14 protein-coding genes are annotated in these 16475 nt (G+C 46.2%); 4 read left to right on the top strand and 10 right to left on the bottom strand.

The window, feature by feature from the left end; genetic code table 11:
• Window positions 1-55: 55 nt before the first annotated feature.
• From nfuA to JM642_RS19535, 7 genes are all read right to left on the bottom strand, one after another.
• Window positions 56-634, bottom strand: a complete 579-nt coding sequence (gene nfuA, locus JM642_RS19505; RefSeq protein WP_037423725.1) for a Fe-S biogenesis protein NfuA — start codon at window positions 632-634, stop codon at window positions 56-58.
• A 251-nt stretch (window positions 635-885) separates the two neighbouring features.
• Window positions 886-2634, bottom strand: coding sequence for a urocanate reductase (gene urdA, locus JM642_RS19510; protein WP_203432402.1), 1749 nt, complete (start codon window positions 2632-2634; stop codon window positions 886-888).
• A gap of 82 nt (window positions 2635-2716) precedes the next feature.
• Window positions 2717-3481, bottom strand: a complete 765-nt coding sequence (locus JM642_RS19515; protein WP_203432403.1) for an outer membrane protein OmpK — start codon at window positions 3479-3481, stop codon at window positions 2717-2719.
• 173 nt (window positions 3482-3654) lie between these two features.
• A complete protein-coding gene (locus JM642_RS19520) occupies window positions 3655-4899 on the bottom strand; it encodes a HAMP domain-containing sensor histidine kinase (RefSeq protein WP_203432404.1) in 1245 nt (414 codons plus the stop codon).
• Window positions 4886-5563: a response regulator transcription factor gene (locus tag JM642_RS19525; protein WP_203432405.1), complete on the bottom strand. Its 678-nt coding sequence runs from the start codon at window positions 5561-5563 to the stop codon at window positions 4886-4888. The genes JM642_RS19520 and JM642_RS19525 overlap by 14 nt, the downstream gene beginning before the upstream one ends.
• A gap of 2 nt (window positions 5564-5565) precedes the next feature.
• A complete protein-coding gene (locus JM642_RS19530) occupies window positions 5566-6312 on the bottom strand; it encodes a helix-turn-helix transcriptional regulator (protein WP_172588807.1) in 747 nt (248 codons plus the stop codon).
• A gap of 171 nt (window positions 6313-6483) precedes the next feature.
• A complete protein-coding gene (locus JM642_RS19535) occupies window positions 6484-7272 on the bottom strand; it encodes a ComF family protein (protein ID WP_172588806.1) in 789 nt (262 codons plus the stop codon).
• 25 nt (window positions 7273-7297) lie between these two features.
• Between JM642_RS19535 and bioH the strand changes: the two genes are divergently transcribed.
• Both bioH and JM642_RS19545 read left to right on the top strand, forming a co-directional pair.
• Entirely contained in the window at window positions 7298-8092 is a 795-nt protein-coding gene (gene bioH / locus JM642_RS19540) for a pimeloyl-ACP methyl ester esterase BioH (RefSeq protein WP_203432406.1), read from the top strand.
• A 61-nt stretch (window positions 8093-8153) separates the two neighbouring features.
• On the top strand, window positions 8154-8708 hold the full coding sequence (locus tag JM642_RS19545; RefSeq protein WP_144345317.1) for a hypothetical protein: 555 nt from the start codon (window positions 8154-8156) through the stop codon (window positions 8706-8708).
• Between the two features lie 57 nt (window positions 8709-8765).
• Here JM642_RS19545 and JM642_RS19550 read toward each other — a convergent pair whose 3' ends face one another.
• The 3 genes from JM642_RS19550 to greB all read right to left on the bottom strand — a co-directional run bounded on the left by JM642_RS19550 (window position 8766) and on the right by greB (window position 13966).
• Entirely contained in the window at window positions 8766-10739 is a 1974-nt protein-coding gene (locus JM642_RS19550; RefSeq protein ID WP_069453971.1) for an LTA synthase family protein, read from the bottom strand.
• Between the two features lie 215 nt (window positions 10740-10954).
• On the bottom strand, window positions 10955-13321 hold the full coding sequence (locus JM642_RS19555; protein WP_203432407.1) for a Tex family protein: 2367 nt from the start codon (window positions 13319-13321) through the stop codon (window positions 10955-10957).
• A 129-nt stretch (window positions 13322-13450) separates the two neighbouring features.
• Window positions 13451-13966: a transcription elongation factor GreB gene (gene greB, locus JM642_RS19560; protein WP_037423740.1), complete on the bottom strand. Its 516-nt coding sequence runs from the start codon at window positions 13964-13966 to the stop codon at window positions 13451-13453.
• A 376-nt stretch (window positions 13967-14342) separates the two neighbouring features.
• Here greB and ompR point away from each other — a divergent pair, with 376 nt between their 5' ends.
• Both ompR and envZ read left to right on the top strand, forming a co-directional pair.
• Window positions 14343-15068 carry a two-component system response regulator OmpR gene (gene ompR / locus JM642_RS19565; RefSeq protein ID WP_037423742.1) on the top strand — a complete coding sequence of 242 codons (726 nt, stop codon included), beginning with the start codon at window positions 14343-14345 and terminating at the stop codon, window positions 15066-15068.
• 40 nt (window positions 15069-15108) lie between these two features.
• Window positions 15109-16425, top strand: a complete 1317-nt coding sequence (gene envZ, locus JM642_RS19570) for a two-component system sensor histidine kinase EnvZ (protein WP_037423745.1) — start codon at window positions 15109-15111, stop codon at window positions 16423-16425.
• Window positions 16426-16475 lie beyond the last annotated feature (50 nt).

The raw sequence follows: 16475 nt of genomic DNA on the forward strand, positions 1-16475 counted from the left end.
AAATATAAAAAACGCGACTCAAGGTCGCGTTTTTCATTTAGCTCAACTCAAAAGATTAAGCGTAAGAATGCTCACCGTGTTGGTGATCGGTTACGTCACGCACACCCGTTAATTCACCAGGGAACATATCTAACAGTTGTTTTTCGATACCATCCTTTAAGGTGATATCCACTTGCGAACAACCGTTACAACCACCGCCAAACTGCAATACCGCAACGCCTTCTTTGGTGATCTCAACCAACATAATGTTGCCGCCATGGCTAGCTAATTGTGGGTTGATTTCTGATTGAATCACGTATTCGATACGCTCCACTAAAGGCGCATCACCCGCAACTTTACGCATTTTCGCATTTGGCGCTTTAAGGGTTAATTGCGAACCTAATTGATCGGTCACAAAGTCAATTGAGGCTTCTTCTAAGAAAGGTGCACTCTTTTCGTCTACCATGGCGCTAAAGCCATTGAATGCTAATTCAATATCATCGCTTTCAACGGCATCAGGTGGACAGTAAGACACGCCACACTCAGCTTGTGCGGTACCTGGGCTTATCACAAATACACGAATATGAGTGCCTTCAGGTTGATCTGCTAACAACTTTACAAAATGGGCTTGAGCCGCATCGGAAATCGTAATCATGGAAACCAGCTCCGTCAGGGGATACCTGAGTGTTTTAGTAAGAATTAGCCGTATGATACTCCTAGTCACTCGCGCTTTGTAGTCCCCTTGGGCGCAAGTTTATGGATTTTTGCCATAGTGATCACGATTCAAGCCTTATTTAGCAATTTATAAATAACACTTAAACATCAGCATTATGCATGAGTAAACAAGCATTAATAAAAAGAAAAGCGACTCAATTGAGTCGCTAAAAAGATCCTATAAAAGACAAATTATTTTGCGGCTTCTTGTCCTGCGATACGACCAAAAACAATGATATCTGTATAAGCATTACCACCGAGACGATTGGTTCCGTGGGTTAAACCCGTCACTTCACCCGCAGCAAACAAGCCCGGGATCACCTTTCCTTGTTCATCCAGTACACGAGTACGTTTATCAACCACAAGGCCGCCCATCGTATGGTGCACAGAAGGTGTCGCTTTTAAAATCCAATAAGGTCCTTTACTTAAATCGACTAATCCTGAGCGATGATTAAAGGCCTCATCCTTTCCTGTTGCGGCATAGTGATTAACGTCTTTAATCGTTGATAACAGCTTATCTTCAGGAATATTAAAGACTTTAGCGGCTTCTTCTAGGGTATCGACCTTGTACATTAGCCCATCTTTTGTGAATTCCTTCAGTTCACCTTGATGCATTTCAACTGTATGGGCAACGTTTTCAATATCTTGATTCCAAAGCACATAAGTATAGCGGCCAGGCTGGGCTAGAATGGCCTGTGAAATCACATCTCGGCGCTCCAATTCCTCAACAAAACGCTCACCCTTCTGGTTGATTAGCACCGCACCAAAAAAACGAGAGTCTGCAATCAAGGCAATCGCGCCCGAGGTTGGGCTACAAATAGGATATGACTGGATATATCCCATGTTTTTAGCCGCTGCGTGAATTTTCTCTGCCATTACAATGCCATCACCAGTGCCGCCCGCATGGCCTGTACTACCATAGCGCTCGTCGAGTTCTGGATTGTATTTCTTACGCATCTCCATATTAGAGGAGAAACCACCCGTCGCAATCACAACACCGCGTTTAGCATGGTAAGTGATGGTTTTGCCATTATGTGTCGCTTCTACACCCACAATGCGACCTGTTTGATCTTGGATTAACTTTTCAGCCTTAGTATTGGTATGGATCGGTAAACCGACTTCATCAGCTTTAATCGAAAACTTACTAATGACCTCAGCCCCAGTATGACCTTTAGGGATTAATGCCCGTTTAACGCTGTGTCCACCAAACTGAAATAATTGATCTGGGTAGAATTCTACTTTGACGTAATCCCTTAGCCATTCTGCTGCACCGACGGCATTATCGACCATGGTTTTAACCATTTCAGGATCACCTTTGAAATCGCCACCTTTTAGCGTGTCGCTTATAAACAGCTCTTTGCTATCGGTAATTCCCATATTTTTTTGCACCCAACTACCGGCCACATTCATCTCAGCGCCAGAGATCAATGAGTTACCACCAATAATTGGCATTTTTTCAATAATAACAGCGGAGCGACCTGCAGCTTTCGCCTCTAAACCCGCGCTAAAACCTGCTCCACCCGAGCCAATAATCACCACATCATAGGTATATTCTGCAGGGGTTAACGCCTCACTTTTCTTAGCAGAAGCCGTTGCAACAAGAGTAACTCCCGCGGCTTCAATACTTTTCCCCACGGCTTCTTTAAGCGCTTTAGACGTTACGGTGGCGCCAGCAATGCCGTCAACCTCGATAGAGTTATTATCAATAATTGCCTGTTTAACATCTTTAAATACGGCGCCAGCAAGGACTTTATTTTCCTTTTGCTTGAGTACATCAATCGCAACAATATGTCCGTCTTTAAATGTGGTTTCGACCTGCACTTCGCCATGCTTACCTTGAGCTGTTCCCTGGCTTTTTACTATTTGATGGGTCACTTGACAGCCAGCAATAATTACTGTTGCAGTGACAGCAATACCAATAATGGATTTTTTATATTGCATTACAATTCCCTTATTATTTTTGATGAAAAATAGAACAACACCAAATTAAATGAGATTTAACTTATTAAAATTCGATAACCGATTAAAACTGATAACCAACAGATACACCGTATTCAATCCCATCATTATATTGTGATCCCCAGCTATCATAATGAGTGACATATATTTTTGAAAAAATTGAATCAGTGAGGCTTGTTTGTAAGGTTGTGATTATCTGATGGCCATAGCTGTCATATGAAAATAATGCTTGATGCGCTTTATCTCTATCAATTTGCGCCTCATAATTCAAACTTAAGCTATGTTTAAACCCTAGTAATTCAAACGGATACTTTGCATTTAAAACTACTGCATAACCTGACAGGTCGTTAAACTTCTCAGAGGTAGGGGAAAAGCTACCAATGGTATAATTTAAACCGACCCCATAGTTGAGTGATAGATTTTTAATTTTTGCATTATGGGTAACACCTAAATAAAGATTATCTTCCACTAGCGTTTCACTCGCAGAGATAAAGTTCTGAGTCCAAAAGTTGAACTGCGATTCTCCGAGCTTATTTTCAAGTATCAATAATGACTTAATGGTAGTTTTGCCATCAAGGTGCTTCTGATTTTCCGCGATTTCAGCAGGATTTTCGAGCTTAAGATTAGCAAAGTAAGTCCCCCAATCAGCAATTCCCAAATGATTCAATTTTACAAAAGGCTGATTAAAAACACCTGGGTTATCATGTTTGGCGTCACTGGTATAAAACTTATAACCTAAATCCACGCTAGTTTTATTCACATCAGCACATACTGAACCACTAAATACTATTGTACTAACTAAAATAGATGCCACACTTTTTTTACACATAGAACCCTCTCAACCATGTATTCTAGGAAGTATTTTTAAATACCTTCCAACCAGTAAACTTTATATAATAACGTTACTACGAATAATATGATGACTATGTGATCTAAGCACGACAGTGCTTTTGCATTTTAAAAGTGTGTGGTTTTATGCAGTAAAATTACAACTCCAATTATTTAATTGTTAGATATTTCTAATCTAGCGGTAAATAAATTATTTTTAGATGAGCTAGTAAAAATCCAACCCAGTTGATTTGCGAGGCGCTTCACCAGTAAAAGCCCTAAACCAAATCCATGGTGACCATTACTATTATAGGAGTTAGTTATTTCTACATAATAACCATCTTGAGTAATGCTAATATCCATCCCACCATGCTCAATACTATTCCTTAATAAATTGCTTAATATTATTTTTAGCGGATGAAGTTGAACGGGCAAACAAGTATCGTCAGAAAATAATTGAATTTTTTGCTCATGACCATGAACCCGCTGCTGCTCATCGATAATACTGGCAAGTAAAGGCGATAACGCGACGTTTTCCTTTTCTAAGCTGGAACACTCTTTATTAGTCAACCACAGTAAGGTTTCAATAAGTGACTTCATTTGATTGGTCGCTTGGGAAGCATACAGCGTTGGCCCTGTAAGCTCACCTTGTTGTAATGCGAGGATTTCGAATGAAGATTGGCATATGGCAACTGGCGTTCTTAACTCATGGCTAGCAAAGCGTAAAAAATTAAGTTCGCGTTGCTGAGCCTCTTGAAGCTGTAAAATCGAGTTATCTAAAGCATCAACAATAGCTTTTAATTCAGCATATTCTTGTTGCGGCAAACTCAGTTTGCCTCCGGCTTCCCAGTCATGCTGCTTAATCGCATGGCTAATTTGATGCACAGGCGTAATCACTTTGCTTTGCATATAAAACGCTAAGCTTGCACTGGCACAGAAGGTTATCAGCACTAGCAGCAAAATGGCCGTCATGTTTTTAGGGGCAAATTGCAAGTCATGGGTAACACTAAACTGCAGCCAAACGTAGAGCGGCTGGCCAGCTTGGGGGTAGTACACACTCAGCGCGTTAACAATGGGGCCTTCTGCATGCTCATAGCGAATTTTGCTCGCATCTGTTAAGACTTCATTGTGACTTAACTCACGAATGTGTGGCGGAATATCTAGCCAATGAGAATAGACGGTTAAGTTATCGGTTTTTAGAATCGGCTGATGCTGTAATGGTTGCTGAGTTGGCTGCGCCACCTTCAGTAATGCTTCGGCTGCTTGCCCTGCATTATGCATTGTGACTTCATGCATAGAAATCATACCTGCACACATCATGCAAAGCGGGATAAAACTATTCACGCCTAAGGTTATTAATAGAAAAATCACTCCCCACACTTGATAGCTACGCTTAAGGCTAAATTTAGGCGCTTGCATTGATGTCATCCCTAAGGCTTAAGCCAACGCCACGAATTGTATGTAATATTTGCCGCTCAAAGGGGCGATCGATCACTCGGCGCAAAAGATGAATATGGCTGCGCAAGCTGTCACTATCTGGTGCACAGTCGGGCCAAAGCATTCGCTCAATCTCTTCTCTACTCACGGTTTCTGGACTACGACGCGCTAATAAAGCCAGGATCTGCCATCCGGTTTTAGACAAAACCAGCAGTTGCCCTTGCCGATACACCATGTGGTTTGCAAAATCGATTTCTAGGTCACCAATAGCCAACCTTTGGGGCGCGGGACGGCGCTGGGCAACCACCTTTAGCCGCGCGACCAGCTCCTCCATCGCAAAGGGTTTGACTAAATAATCGTCCGCGCCAACAGCAAAACCACTCAAGCGATCATTCAGACTACTACGTGCAGTTAACATGATTACTGGTGAGGGAATGCACTGTGCTTTCCAGCTTTCACACGCCTCAATGCCATCACCATCCGGTAAATTAAGATCGAGAATAATGGCGTCAAACTGCTGCTGGCTGATCAATATTTCGGCTTGCGCTAGGTTGAACGCGTAATCACACTCTATGCCACTCAATTCAAGATATTGGATGATGTTGTTAGAGAGAAGCCGATTGTCTTCAACCAGTAATACCAACATATTTAGATCAACTCATATTGATGGGCCAGATGAATTAAGTTTGCTCGATTCGTCGCCCCAAACTTCCTACGCATGGATTCCATATGGTATTCAACTCCCCTAATGCTTATCGGGAGCTGGATTGAAATTTCATCATTCTGCAGACCGTTTGCGACCATAACTAAGATATCTCTCGCATTATCTTTCAGTAGAGAACTTTGAAGAAACGGATTAAACAATGACTTATTACATTCAAATAGCTTGTTTTGGGCATCCTTTAAGGTCGCGCTCAAATCCGTTAATTGGATATCCGAATCATCCAGATGACTCAGCAGGATAAAGCGACCCACCCAATGTCGATTGCTATGGCATCCAACGGGCCAACTTAATACGGTTTGAATATGGTGTTTATTGAAAAGTCGGCAGGCCTTGTCACTTTTCTCACACGACAAACGATACATATAAGATTTTGATGTATCTAACGAAAAACCAAAATTAAAGTCACTAGCGGCAATCTGACTTAAATAAAAACGCTGCAATTGGGCAACTTTAGGGGATGAAGCTACGCTGGCAGTGGGTTTACGCAGCGAGGCTTGCGAGAACAGGTTGGTTTCTTTTGGAAAGTGATAGTTTTCATACGCACAATGTGCGACTCCTTGAAACCAGAATCCACTAAAACCGTGCGGTTTCAAAGCAGTACTTATCGCTTGAATAACGTCTTGTAATGTCGATGCCGTATTGGCATTTGATAGCGCCCGTTTAGCGTCCATAAATACCCCCAAACAAAATATGATTAGAAGGTATCTCAATACAAGCAACAAACAAAACTTATAGATACATATACTTACATTTGATCTCAAAACTAAAAGTTATTTTTTACATCCCGTTTTTTTGACATAGTTTTGACGTTCGTAACGCTAAACTGCAACGATCTTTGCTAACTATAAGTCGATTGCCTCCAACAAGCCTGGCGCTTCGGCTCGTGCAAGACACCATATTTGAACATGCACGTATCGCGCTTCAAATAAACGGGCGATTTCCGCAACCGTCGTGCCTGTCGTCACCACATCATCCACTAACGCAATCCGTTGATAGGCAAAATCGGCATTTAAATCAAAGGCATCCTGTAGATTTCGTCGCCGCTGCGCACCATTGAGCCCAGCTTGTGGGCGGGTATCTTGCAGCCGAACCAATCCGTCACTGATCAGAGGGAGCGAGAGCTGCTTCGATAACTCATGGGCGATGAGCCAAGCTTGATTAAATCCGCGTTGCCTTAATCGGTTGGGGTGTAAAGGTACTGGTACTATGGCCTGTGGTAGAGTGGTTAATCCTTGCTGTTCAAGCTGACCAACGCGCGCCACTAAGGCTTGGCACAATAAGGGTAAGGCGGCAAGTTGTCCCTGATATTTGATAGCGGCTATCCAAGGGCCAAAACCTTGATGATAACTACAAGGAGCGATGACTTTTCGCGGCTGATGCTTTTGGCATTGACCACAATATTCCAGCTCAAGTTGCATGGATTTGCCGCAACCTAAGCAAATGGGGCTGTGATACAAGCCAGTTTGCAGGCATACCTGGCAAAATCCTGCTTCCGTTGAATTTAGGGATTGGTGGCACAGTAAGCAGCGGTTAGGTAAACTGCCCACCAAGCAACGCTGCCCCCAATGCGAGACTAAGCGTAATAGCTTCGCCCCCTGTTGCGACCAAATCCATTTGCTATCGCCCGACATACAACATCCTATTTGAGGTATTTTAGTGAACGCTACAACGTCTACTCATCATCCCCAACTGCATATCGAAACCATTGGCCAAGGGCCAGATCTGGTGATGATCCACGGTTGGGGGGTTAATAGCGCCGTGTTTACGCCGCTGCATGAGCAACTGTCTGAGTATAGAGTGCACTATGTCGATCTGCCGGGTTTTGGCTTAAGCCAACCGATAGCGGGCGATTTATCTGCTTGGGTCGATGCGTTAATCAGTAGCTTACCCGCCAATGCAATTTGGGCTGGCTGGTCGCTGGGCGGTTTAGTGGCAACTCAAGCTGCCATTCGCTATCCATTGCAAATTAAAGGGTTAGTCACTATCGCCTCTTCCCCCTGTTTTATGGCAAGGGAAGCAGAAGCATGGCCCGGTATTCCGCCACAAGTGCTCAGTATGTTTGGCGAGCAGCTTGGGCAAAACTTACCTAAAACCATTGAACGTTTTTTAGCAATTCAAGCCATGGGCAGTGAAACCGCCAAAGAAGACATCAAACAGCTACGGGATTTAGTCTTAGCCCGCCCACTTCCCGATGCTGCGGCATTAACTCAAGGCCTTGATATGCTGAATCAAGTTGATCTCAGACCGCAGTTATCGAGCATCAACCAACCTTGGCTACGGATTTGGGGCAGGCTTGATGGACTCGTGCCCAAACGCGTCCAACCTAAAATGCCAACAGCAAGCCACATCACCGATGTGATGCTCGCCAAAGCATCCCACGCGCCATTCGTGTCACATAGGCAAGAATTCTTACAAGCACTCTTACCTTGGTTGGTACAATTCAAGGACTAATGCTTTATCTTTGTGCAATTAGTGGCTAGTATTTAACCATTAAGGCTACAAGGAATTTTTCATGCTGCTTGTCAGTAACTACCCCCAAGTTCCGCTAGCGACCACGAATGTCGCGACGGACTCGGCTCGGGTCGACAATCAGCTAAAACCAGTGGTAATCCCACCTCAGGCTGCGACTAAAGGCCATGAAGAACGCGCCTTTAACCCGCAAAATGAACGTACTGCAGACCAAGCTCAGCAACAGGCTCGCTTACTTGAGCAAAATCAGCAACAAGTTCAACAAAAGCAGCAGCAACAGCAATCCTCGCAGCAACAGAGTCAACAACAGCAAGAAAAACAAGCTCCAGTTGTGGCTGCTGATCGCGCACTTCCTAAAACGCTTAGGGTGCCAGTCCGAGGTCCTGCGGCCTTGCAACGCAAGGATATTCGCTTAAAGGTTGGCCAAAACAATACTCCGCCAACAAATACTAATGTAAAAACCAATACCAGCGCCGCTCGTCAATCTATACAAGGGGAGTCACCTCAGTTTTATCAACAAGTTGGGCAACGTATTAGCCAATATTATGCGCAGCAGACTCAACCAGAGGCCGAGCCCGCCATGTCGTCATGGATTTGATGGGTTATGGCGTGTAGAAATAAAAATGCCGCTGAGTAAGCGGCATTTTTTATGCGGTTATTTGCTCGAGTTACCCGAGCGATACAGCTCTTGCTGGTAGGCTAAGCTGCCCCACAGGGCCCAACTTAAGGCCTTTTTCTCTAGCGCCTGCGCCGCTGGTGCATAAGGCGTTAAGTGCTCAGTTTTTTCATCATATTGGAAACCTTGCGCCGCTTTCTCTGGCTGCAGGATCACCACATCCTTGCCTTCCATCAACGCAAAATTTTTGTCGTATTGCATCAGTGCACGCCCAGGCCAATCATCGCTGACCTGAGTTAAGTCACGCCCTAACATAGGGTAAGAGTCTGAAATACCAATCAAAGATAGCAAGGTTGGCGGTAAGTCGATTTGACTCACGATTCGGTGATCGCGTTTTGGTGCAACATTATCCCCAAGGATTAACCCAGGAATACGGAAACGCGATACTGGCACCAGATCCGCACCACCGACTCGACTGTCATGGTCAGCTACCACAATAAAGACGGTGTCCTTCCAGTAGTCGGCATTTTTGGCCAGCTTAAAGAACTCACCAATTGCATAATCGGCATATTTTGCCGCGTTATTACGGGTTTGTTTAGGTTGCTCATACAGCTCAATACGGCCATCGGGAAATTCGAATGGATCGTGGTTACTCGAGCTAAACACTAAACTAAAGAACGGTTTACCTTCGCTATGCAGACGCTCAAACTCACTATTTGCCTTACGCATTAAATCTTCATCAGAAGCACCCCAAGAGCCGACAAACGCAGGAGATTTATAATCCTTCTGATCGATAATGTCGCTAAAACCATTCCCGAGGAAGAAGCTACGCATATTGTCAAAATGGCTCTCACCACCATAGATAAATTGGGTGGTATAGCCGTGATTTTTTAACAATTCAGCGATACTGAAGAAACCCGTCTGGCTCTTGCCTAATTTCACCACCGCACGGGCTGGCGTAGGGGTAAAACCAGTCGTAACAGCTTCAATTCCGCGCACAGAGCGTGTGCCAGTGGCGTAGAGATTATCGAAATACCAGCCTTCCTGTGAGAGGGCATCGATATTCGGCGTTAACGGCAAACCGCCTAAACTCCCCACAAAACGGGCTCCCAGACTCTCTTGCAGCAAGATCACTAAATTTTTAGGCTTTCCGGTATAACTGGCTTGGTTAAAGCTCAGAGAGGGAAGTTCATTTGAGGTAAACGCACTCTCAGGGCGACCGCTCTCCTGCCTAATGACCTTGATAATCTCATCTTTGTCCAAGGAGCCATACACCTTAGAAGCATCTTCCTCACTGCCCATTTGTTTGATCGCAAATACTAAAGAATAAGCGGAGTTAATCACTAAGGAGTTTACTAATGGATCATCGGCAAATGCCACCATCGCAGGGTTAATCGGTCTATGACCTAAGGTTGAACGCGCACCCAATAGGGTCAAAATGATAACCAGCACGGCTAACACCGGGCGCCAATACCAACGGGGGAAACGCAGGTTTTTACACAACTTACCGCTCAATACCCAGCCGCCCCATAGGGTTGCGATACTCAGCACCACAGAAAAAATCAGCTCAAGCTTGCGTCCCGCCCACAGCATCGACAGCACTTCTTTGGGATAAATCAAATACTCCACATACAAACGATTAGGGCGAATGCCGTATTCCTCAATAAAGGCGGGCGTCGACACTTCGAGGAATAAGATAGTCCAGAGGCCTATGGTTAGCCATAAACGCAGAATCCATTGCCATGCTCGGCCAATCAAATGATCGCCCGAAAATATCGCCGTACCTAAAGCAGCCACACCCCATAACCAACATAGGGTTGCAATATCGACACGAATACCTTGCAGCAACAAATGCGACCAACCGTCAACAGCGGCTACACGTTCGCCCTGCCACAGGCCTAAACCGATTCGGCTAGCGGTAGCAATAGCCAGTACTAACAGACTGAAAATAAGAATGACGCGAAAGGGCCCGTGGGCGCCCTTGCGTCCACCAGCAGATAAACCTGACTGCATGTATTACCCCAAAAACATTAAACGCACACTCAGCTTTGGAGTGTCAATTTGAAAAATTACCAGAAGTTGCTATATGACAACCGATCTGGCTTAAGGTTGCATTAAATTGCCGCCTTTATATTACCTGTCGTAGCAAACATGCAACAATTTTGTGATTGAGGGGTAAAAAATGTCGACTCGGGCACATGCTAACACCCGAGTCGCATCGAGATGACTTACTTTTTCAGCTTAGCGAAAGCATCAGCAAAGGCATTGCCCATCGCCGCATTGACAGGGGTTGGCTTGGGTGCTGACCGCCCAGACTGAGGTTGTGATGATTTGTGTTGTGACGCTTTGTGCTGATTCGGCTTGCTACCCTGATGCTTACCCTGCACTGGCGTGCGAGTTTGCGACTTACTCAGATCAATCGCCTCATCCAGACGCATACTCAGGCCAATTCGGCGGCGCTCCACATCCACTTCCATCACCTTCACTTTTACCACATCACCCGCTTTGACCACGGTATGGGGATCGGTAATAAATTTGTCGGTTAATGACGAGATATGCACTAAACCATCTTGGTGCACGCCGATATCCACAAAGGCACCAAAGTTAGTCACGTTGGTGACAACGCCTTCAAGAATCATCTCAGGTTTCAGATCCTTAAGCTCTTCAACCCCATCTTTAAACTTAGCGGTTTTAAACTCGCCACGGGGGTCACGGCCAGGTTTATCCAGCTCGCTAAGGATGTCGGTCACTGTCGGCAGACCAAACTCAGGAGTCGTAAACTCCTGCGGTTTGATGTTGCGTAATAATTCTGAATTGCCAATAAGGCTCGCCACATCGACTTGTTTGGTCTTGGCAATCGTTTCGACCAGCGAATAGGCTTCCGGGTGAACCGCTGACATATCTAATGGATTATCGCCGTCACGAATACGTAAAAAGCCTGCGGCTTGCTCAAAGGCTTTAGGGCCTAAACGCGGTACTTTTAACAGCTCTTTACGATTTTTGAAGGCGCCGTTGGCATCGCGGTAATCCACCACGTTTTTGGCCAAGGTTTTATTTAAACCTGCAACTTGCGATAGCAAAGGCACAGACGCCATGTTTAAGTCCACGCCTACACCGTTTACACAATCCTCGACCACGGCTTCGAGCGAGCTAGAAAGCTGGCTTTGACTCACATCGTGTTGATATTGACCAACGCCGATAGACTTAGGCTCAATCTTCACCAGTTCCGCTAAGGGGTCCTGTAAACGACGGGCAATTGAGACCGCACCGCGAATCGAAACGTCTAGCTCAGGGAATTCTAATGCCGCCAGCTCTGATGCGGAATACACCGAGGCGCCCGCCTCGCTCACCATCACTTTGGTCAGCTGTGGTTGGCTGTCCTTGAGGCTGGCGATCAACTCAGCCGCTAATTTATCGGTTTCACGGGAGGCGGTGCCGTTACCAATCGCAATTAACTCTATCTTATGCATTTGCACTAAGTTGGCCAGGGTACGAATCGACTTGTCCCATAAATTCTGTGGTGCATGGGGGAAAATCGTGGTGTGTGCCACCAACTTACCCGTGTTATCCACCACGGCGACTTTAACGCCAGTACGTAGACCTGGGTCTAGGCCCATGGTTGCCTTGGCGCCCGCTGGCGCGGCCATCAGCAAATCACCCAAGTTACGGGCAAATACGTTAATGGCTTCCGCTTCGGCGCGCTCACGCATTTGCGAGATAAACTCGGTTTCCATTTGCAGGGCAATTTTAATTCGCCATGTGGCAGTAACGACCGTTTTGAGCCACTGATCCACACTGCTATCGCCCAGCTTTAAGCCTAAATGCTCACTAATAATGACTTCACAGTAACTGCCTTGACCCGCCTCTGCACCGGGATCGGCATTCATCGATAATGACAGGAAGCCTTCATTACGGCCACGGAGCATAGCTAAGGCGCGGTGAGATGGCACTTTGGCCAAAGGTTCGTTGTGCTCGAAATAATCGCGAAACTTCGCGCCTTCCTTCTCTTTGCCGGCGATAACACGGCTCTCTAACACACTGTTTTGGCTTAAATGTTCGCGAACTTTACGCAGTAATTCCGCATCTTCGGCGTAGCGCTCCATCAGGATATAACGGGCACCTTCCAATACCGCTTTGGTGTCGGCAAAACCCGCTTCTAGATTCAGATAAGCCGCAGCCAATGCTTCAATATCGGCATTGCGATCCGCTAACAAGGTTTCGACCAGCGGCTCTAATCCCGCTTCAATGGCAATTTGGCCCTTAGTGCGGCGCTTAGGTTTGAAGGGAAGATACAGATCCTCGAGACGCGTTTTACTATCGGCGCCTTCGATTTCCCGTTGCAGCTCAGGCGTTAACTTACCCTGCGCTTGAATGCTGGATAAAATCACCTGACGTCTGTCATTTAACTCACGCAAATAACCTAAACGGCTGTACAGCGTACGTAACTGGGTGTCGTCTAAACCACCAGTCGCCTCTTTACGATAACGGGCGACGAAGGGAACAGTGGCACCATTGTCGAGCAAATCTATGGTGGCAGTGACTTGATGCTCACGAACATTGAGTTCCTGAGCAATAATTTGGGCAATAGTCTGCATAAATAAAGTATCGTGCCTAACGGTTTGATTAATCCTAATTGCGCCCAAGATACCACAGGCGCAGTCGTTGTTTCATATGATGCGAGCGATTTGCCGCTGAAAATCGCCGAGAGTTTGATCTCGCGAGGTTTATTCCCCCTCGTCCGCGAGCGACGAGTCAAGCAAGGTGTCGAACGGCGTATAACGGATTTCGTTGATATACCATGTCTTTGGGCCAGAGGGCGTTTGCACCACCACTTCATCATCAACTTGTTTGCCGATAAGCGCCCGAGCCATGGGGGAATCAATAGTGATATAACCCAGTTTAGTATCGAGCTCATCTTTACCGACAATCCGATAACGCACCCGCTCACCCGCGTCGTTTTCAAGCTCAAACCAAGCACCAAAGTAAATTTTGCCTTCCTGCTGCGGAGAATAGTCGACAATTTTGAGTTCTTCGAGACGCTTAACCAAATAGCGAACACGACTATCTATCTGACGCAAAAGCCTTTTATTATAAGTGTAATCCGCATTTTCACTTCGATCGCCCTGCGCGGCGGCCTCTTGCACTTTGAGGGTGATCTGCGGGCGATATTCCTTCCACAGGTATTTTAATTCTTTATCTAAGGTCATCCAGCCTTGGCGGGTGATCAAATGCGCTTTCATGTTAAGACTCTATAGTTAACTAACAACGAGCATAATTTTAAACAGGCATGGCACTGATGATACTCAGAGTCGACGCCAAAGTTAAGGACTAGCAAAAAGCACCGCTGCCAGAAATGCCAATTTAGTTACAATTTCATATGTATAGTGAATATATTCAACGATTCCCATGCAATTTCATTTGCTTAGTATTAACATGAGTTGGCAATTTGTCGCATTCGACCGTGGTTGGCTTACATCATGAGCTAGTCGCTCAGATTGAATCCAGCTATATTAAGCGCATTCTTGGCAGATTCGTTTTCAATTTCAGCCAGTTAATCTTTGTTGTATGACGGCATAAAAAATAAAAGCAATAATCCGAGCAATTTAAGGACATCCCATGGGACAAGAAACCTCGAAAATCCTCGTTGTCGATGATGATATGCGCCTACGAGCACTACTCGAGCGTTACCTGATGGAGCAAGGCTATCAGGTACGCAGTGCGGCCAATGCTGAGCAGATGGACCGTTTACTGGAGCGAGAAAACTTTCATTTGATTGTGCTCGATCTGATGTTGCCCGGGGAAGATGGCTTATCTATCTGCCGTCGTCTGCGTCAACAGGGCAGCACCATTCCGATTGTGATGCTCACCGCCAAAGGCGATGAAGTCGACCGCATTATCGGCTTAGAACTCGGTGCCGATGATTATCTGCCAAAACCTTTTAATCCGCGGGAATTATTGGCGCGGATAAAAGCGGTGATGCGCCGCCAAATACAGGATGTGCCCGGCGCGCCCGCGCAGCAAGAAGCCGAAATTAGCTTTGGCGAGTTTTCCCTCGACCTAGCTACCCGTGAGATGTACCACGGTGATGAAGCCATCGCGCTGACCAGTGGCGAATTTGCGGTATTAAAAGTGTTAGTTACCCATCCACGCGAACCGTTATCGCGGGACAAACTGATGAACCTCGCCCGTGGTCGTGATTATTCGGCGCTCGAGCGCTCGATTGACGTGCAGGTATCGCGTCTACGGCGCTTAATTGAAAAAGACCCCGCTAATCCGCGCTACATTCAAACCGTGTGGGGATTGGGTTATGTCTTTGTGCCCGACGGTGCCGCCCGTCGATGAGCTGCTTTTGGCCTGTTGTTGACGCTTTTTTGGCACGACTATGAAACTTAAGTGGTGGCAGCGACTCCTTCCGCGCAGCGCCTTTAGTCAAACGGTACTGCTGATTGGTTGTTTGCTGCTGATCAATCAGCTGGTGTCCTATGTCACTGTCGCAGTGTATGTGTTAAAACCCAGCTATCAACAAATTAACCAGTTAATTGCCCGTCAAATCAATCTGTTATTTGTCGATGGTGTCGATATCGGCCGCGAGCATTTAACCATAGTCGATGCACTCAATGCCAAAGTCCGCGACGATGGCATGAAGGTGTATAACCAACAGCAAGCCCGTGAAGCGGGCATCGAACAAGCCACCTACTACGGTTTTTGGTCATCACAGATGTCGGAATATCTCGGTGGCGATGCCGAAGTCCGTGTTACCCACGGCAGTGTTTTGCAAATTTGGATCCGCCCACCGCAGGCGCCGTCTGTGTGGATTAAAGTGCCGCTGATTGGGCAAAATGTTTCCGACTTGTCGCCACTGACCTTGTACTTGATGGTGATCGGTGCACTCAGTGTTGCCGGCGGATGGTGGTTTGCTCGCCAGCAAAACAGACCATTAAGGCGCTTACAAAAAGCCGCGATCTCGGTGTCCCGTGGCGAGTTTCCCGATCCTTTGCCGCTTAAAGGTTCCAGCGAACTGGTGGAAGTGACCAACGCCTTTAACCAGATGGCCCATAGCATGAAGCAGCTAGAGCAAGATCGTGCACTGTTGATGGCGGGAATTTCCCACGATTTGCGCACGCCGCTGACCCGCATCCGCCTTGCCTCTGAGATGATGGTTGAAGAAGATCAATATCTTAAAGACGGTATCGTCAACGATATTGAAGATATGGATGCCATTATCAGCCAATTTATTGCTTATATTCGCCAAGATCAGGAAGCCAGCCGCGAGCTCGGGCAAATTAATAAACTCATTCAAGATATTGCCCAGGCCGAAGCCAATCGCGACGGTGAAATTGAAGTCGTACTGAGCGATTGCCCCGAGGCCTTATTTCAAGGGCTGGCGATTAAGCGGGTGTTGAGCAACTTAGTTGAAAACGCCTTTCGTTATGGCTCCGGCTGGGTGCGAATAAGCTCGCAATTTGACGGCAAACGCATCGGCTTTAGCGTTGAAGATAATGGCCCAGGGATAGATGAATCACAAATTCCTACACTGTTTCAACCTTTTACCCAAGGTGATATTGCCAGAGGCAGTGTCGGCTCAGGGCTTGGGCTCGCCATCATCAAACGGATTATCGACCGCCACCAAGGCCAAATTACCCTCTCGAATCGCGCCGCAGGCGGTTTAAAAGCCCAAGTTTGGCTACCGCTAGAATAATCCCAAAATCATAATGACAACGCTGACATTTGATTGGTTCTGTCATATTT

The organism is Shewanella sp. LZH-2 (genome assembly GCF_016859145.1).
GTDB classification, from domain to species: Bacteria; Pseudomonadota; Gammaproteobacteria; order Enterobacterales; family Shewanellaceae; genus Shewanella; species Shewanella xiamenensis.

Coding starts and splice junctions, on each gene's coding strand:
- nfuA (WP_037423725.1), bottom strand. CDS start 634: ATGATTACGATTTCCGATGCGGCTCAAGCCCATTTTGTAAAGTTGTTA.
- urdA (WP_203432402.1), bottom strand. CDS start 2,634: ATGCAATATAAAAAATCCATTATTGGTATTGCTGTCACTGCAACAGTA.
- JM642_RS19515 (WP_203432403.1), bottom strand. CDS start 3,481: ATGTGTAAAAAAAGTGTGGCATCTATTTTAGTTAGTACAATAGTATTT.
- JM642_RS19520 (WP_203432404.1), bottom strand. CDS start 4,899: ATGCAAGCGCCTAAATTTAGCCTTAAGCGTAGCTATCAAGTGTGGGGA.
- JM642_RS19525 (WP_203432405.1), bottom strand. CDS start 5,563: ATGTTGGTATTACTGGTTGAAGACAATCGGCTTCTCTCTAACAACATC.
- JM642_RS19530 (WP_172588807.1), bottom strand. CDS start 6,312: ATGGACGCTAAACGGGCGCTATCAAATGCCAATACGGCATCGACATTA.
- JM642_RS19535 (WP_172588806.1), bottom strand. CDS start 7,272: ATGTCGGGCGATAGCAAATGGATTTGGTCGCAACAGGGGGCGAAGCTA.
- JM642_RS19545 (WP_144345317.1), top strand. CDS start 8,154: ATGCTGCTTGTCAGTAACTACCCCCAAGTTCCGCTAGCGACCACGAAT.
- JM642_RS19550 (WP_069453971.1), bottom strand. CDS start 10,739: ATGCAGTCAGGTTTATCTGCTGGTGGACGCAAGGGCGCCCACGGGCCC.
- JM642_RS19555 (WP_203432407.1), bottom strand. CDS start 13,321: ATGCAGACTATTGCCCAAATTATTGCTCAGGAACTCAATGTTCGTGAG.
- greB (WP_037423740.1), bottom strand. CDS start 13,966: ATGAAAGCGCATTTGATCACCCGCCAAGGCTGGATGACCTTAGATAAA.
- ompR (WP_037423742.1), top strand. CDS start 14,343: ATGGGACAAGAAACCTCGAAAATCCTCGTTGTCGATGATGATATGCGC.
- envZ (WP_037423745.1), top strand. CDS start 15,109: ATGAAACTTAAGTGGTGGCAGCGACTCCTTCCGCGCAGCGCCTTTAGT.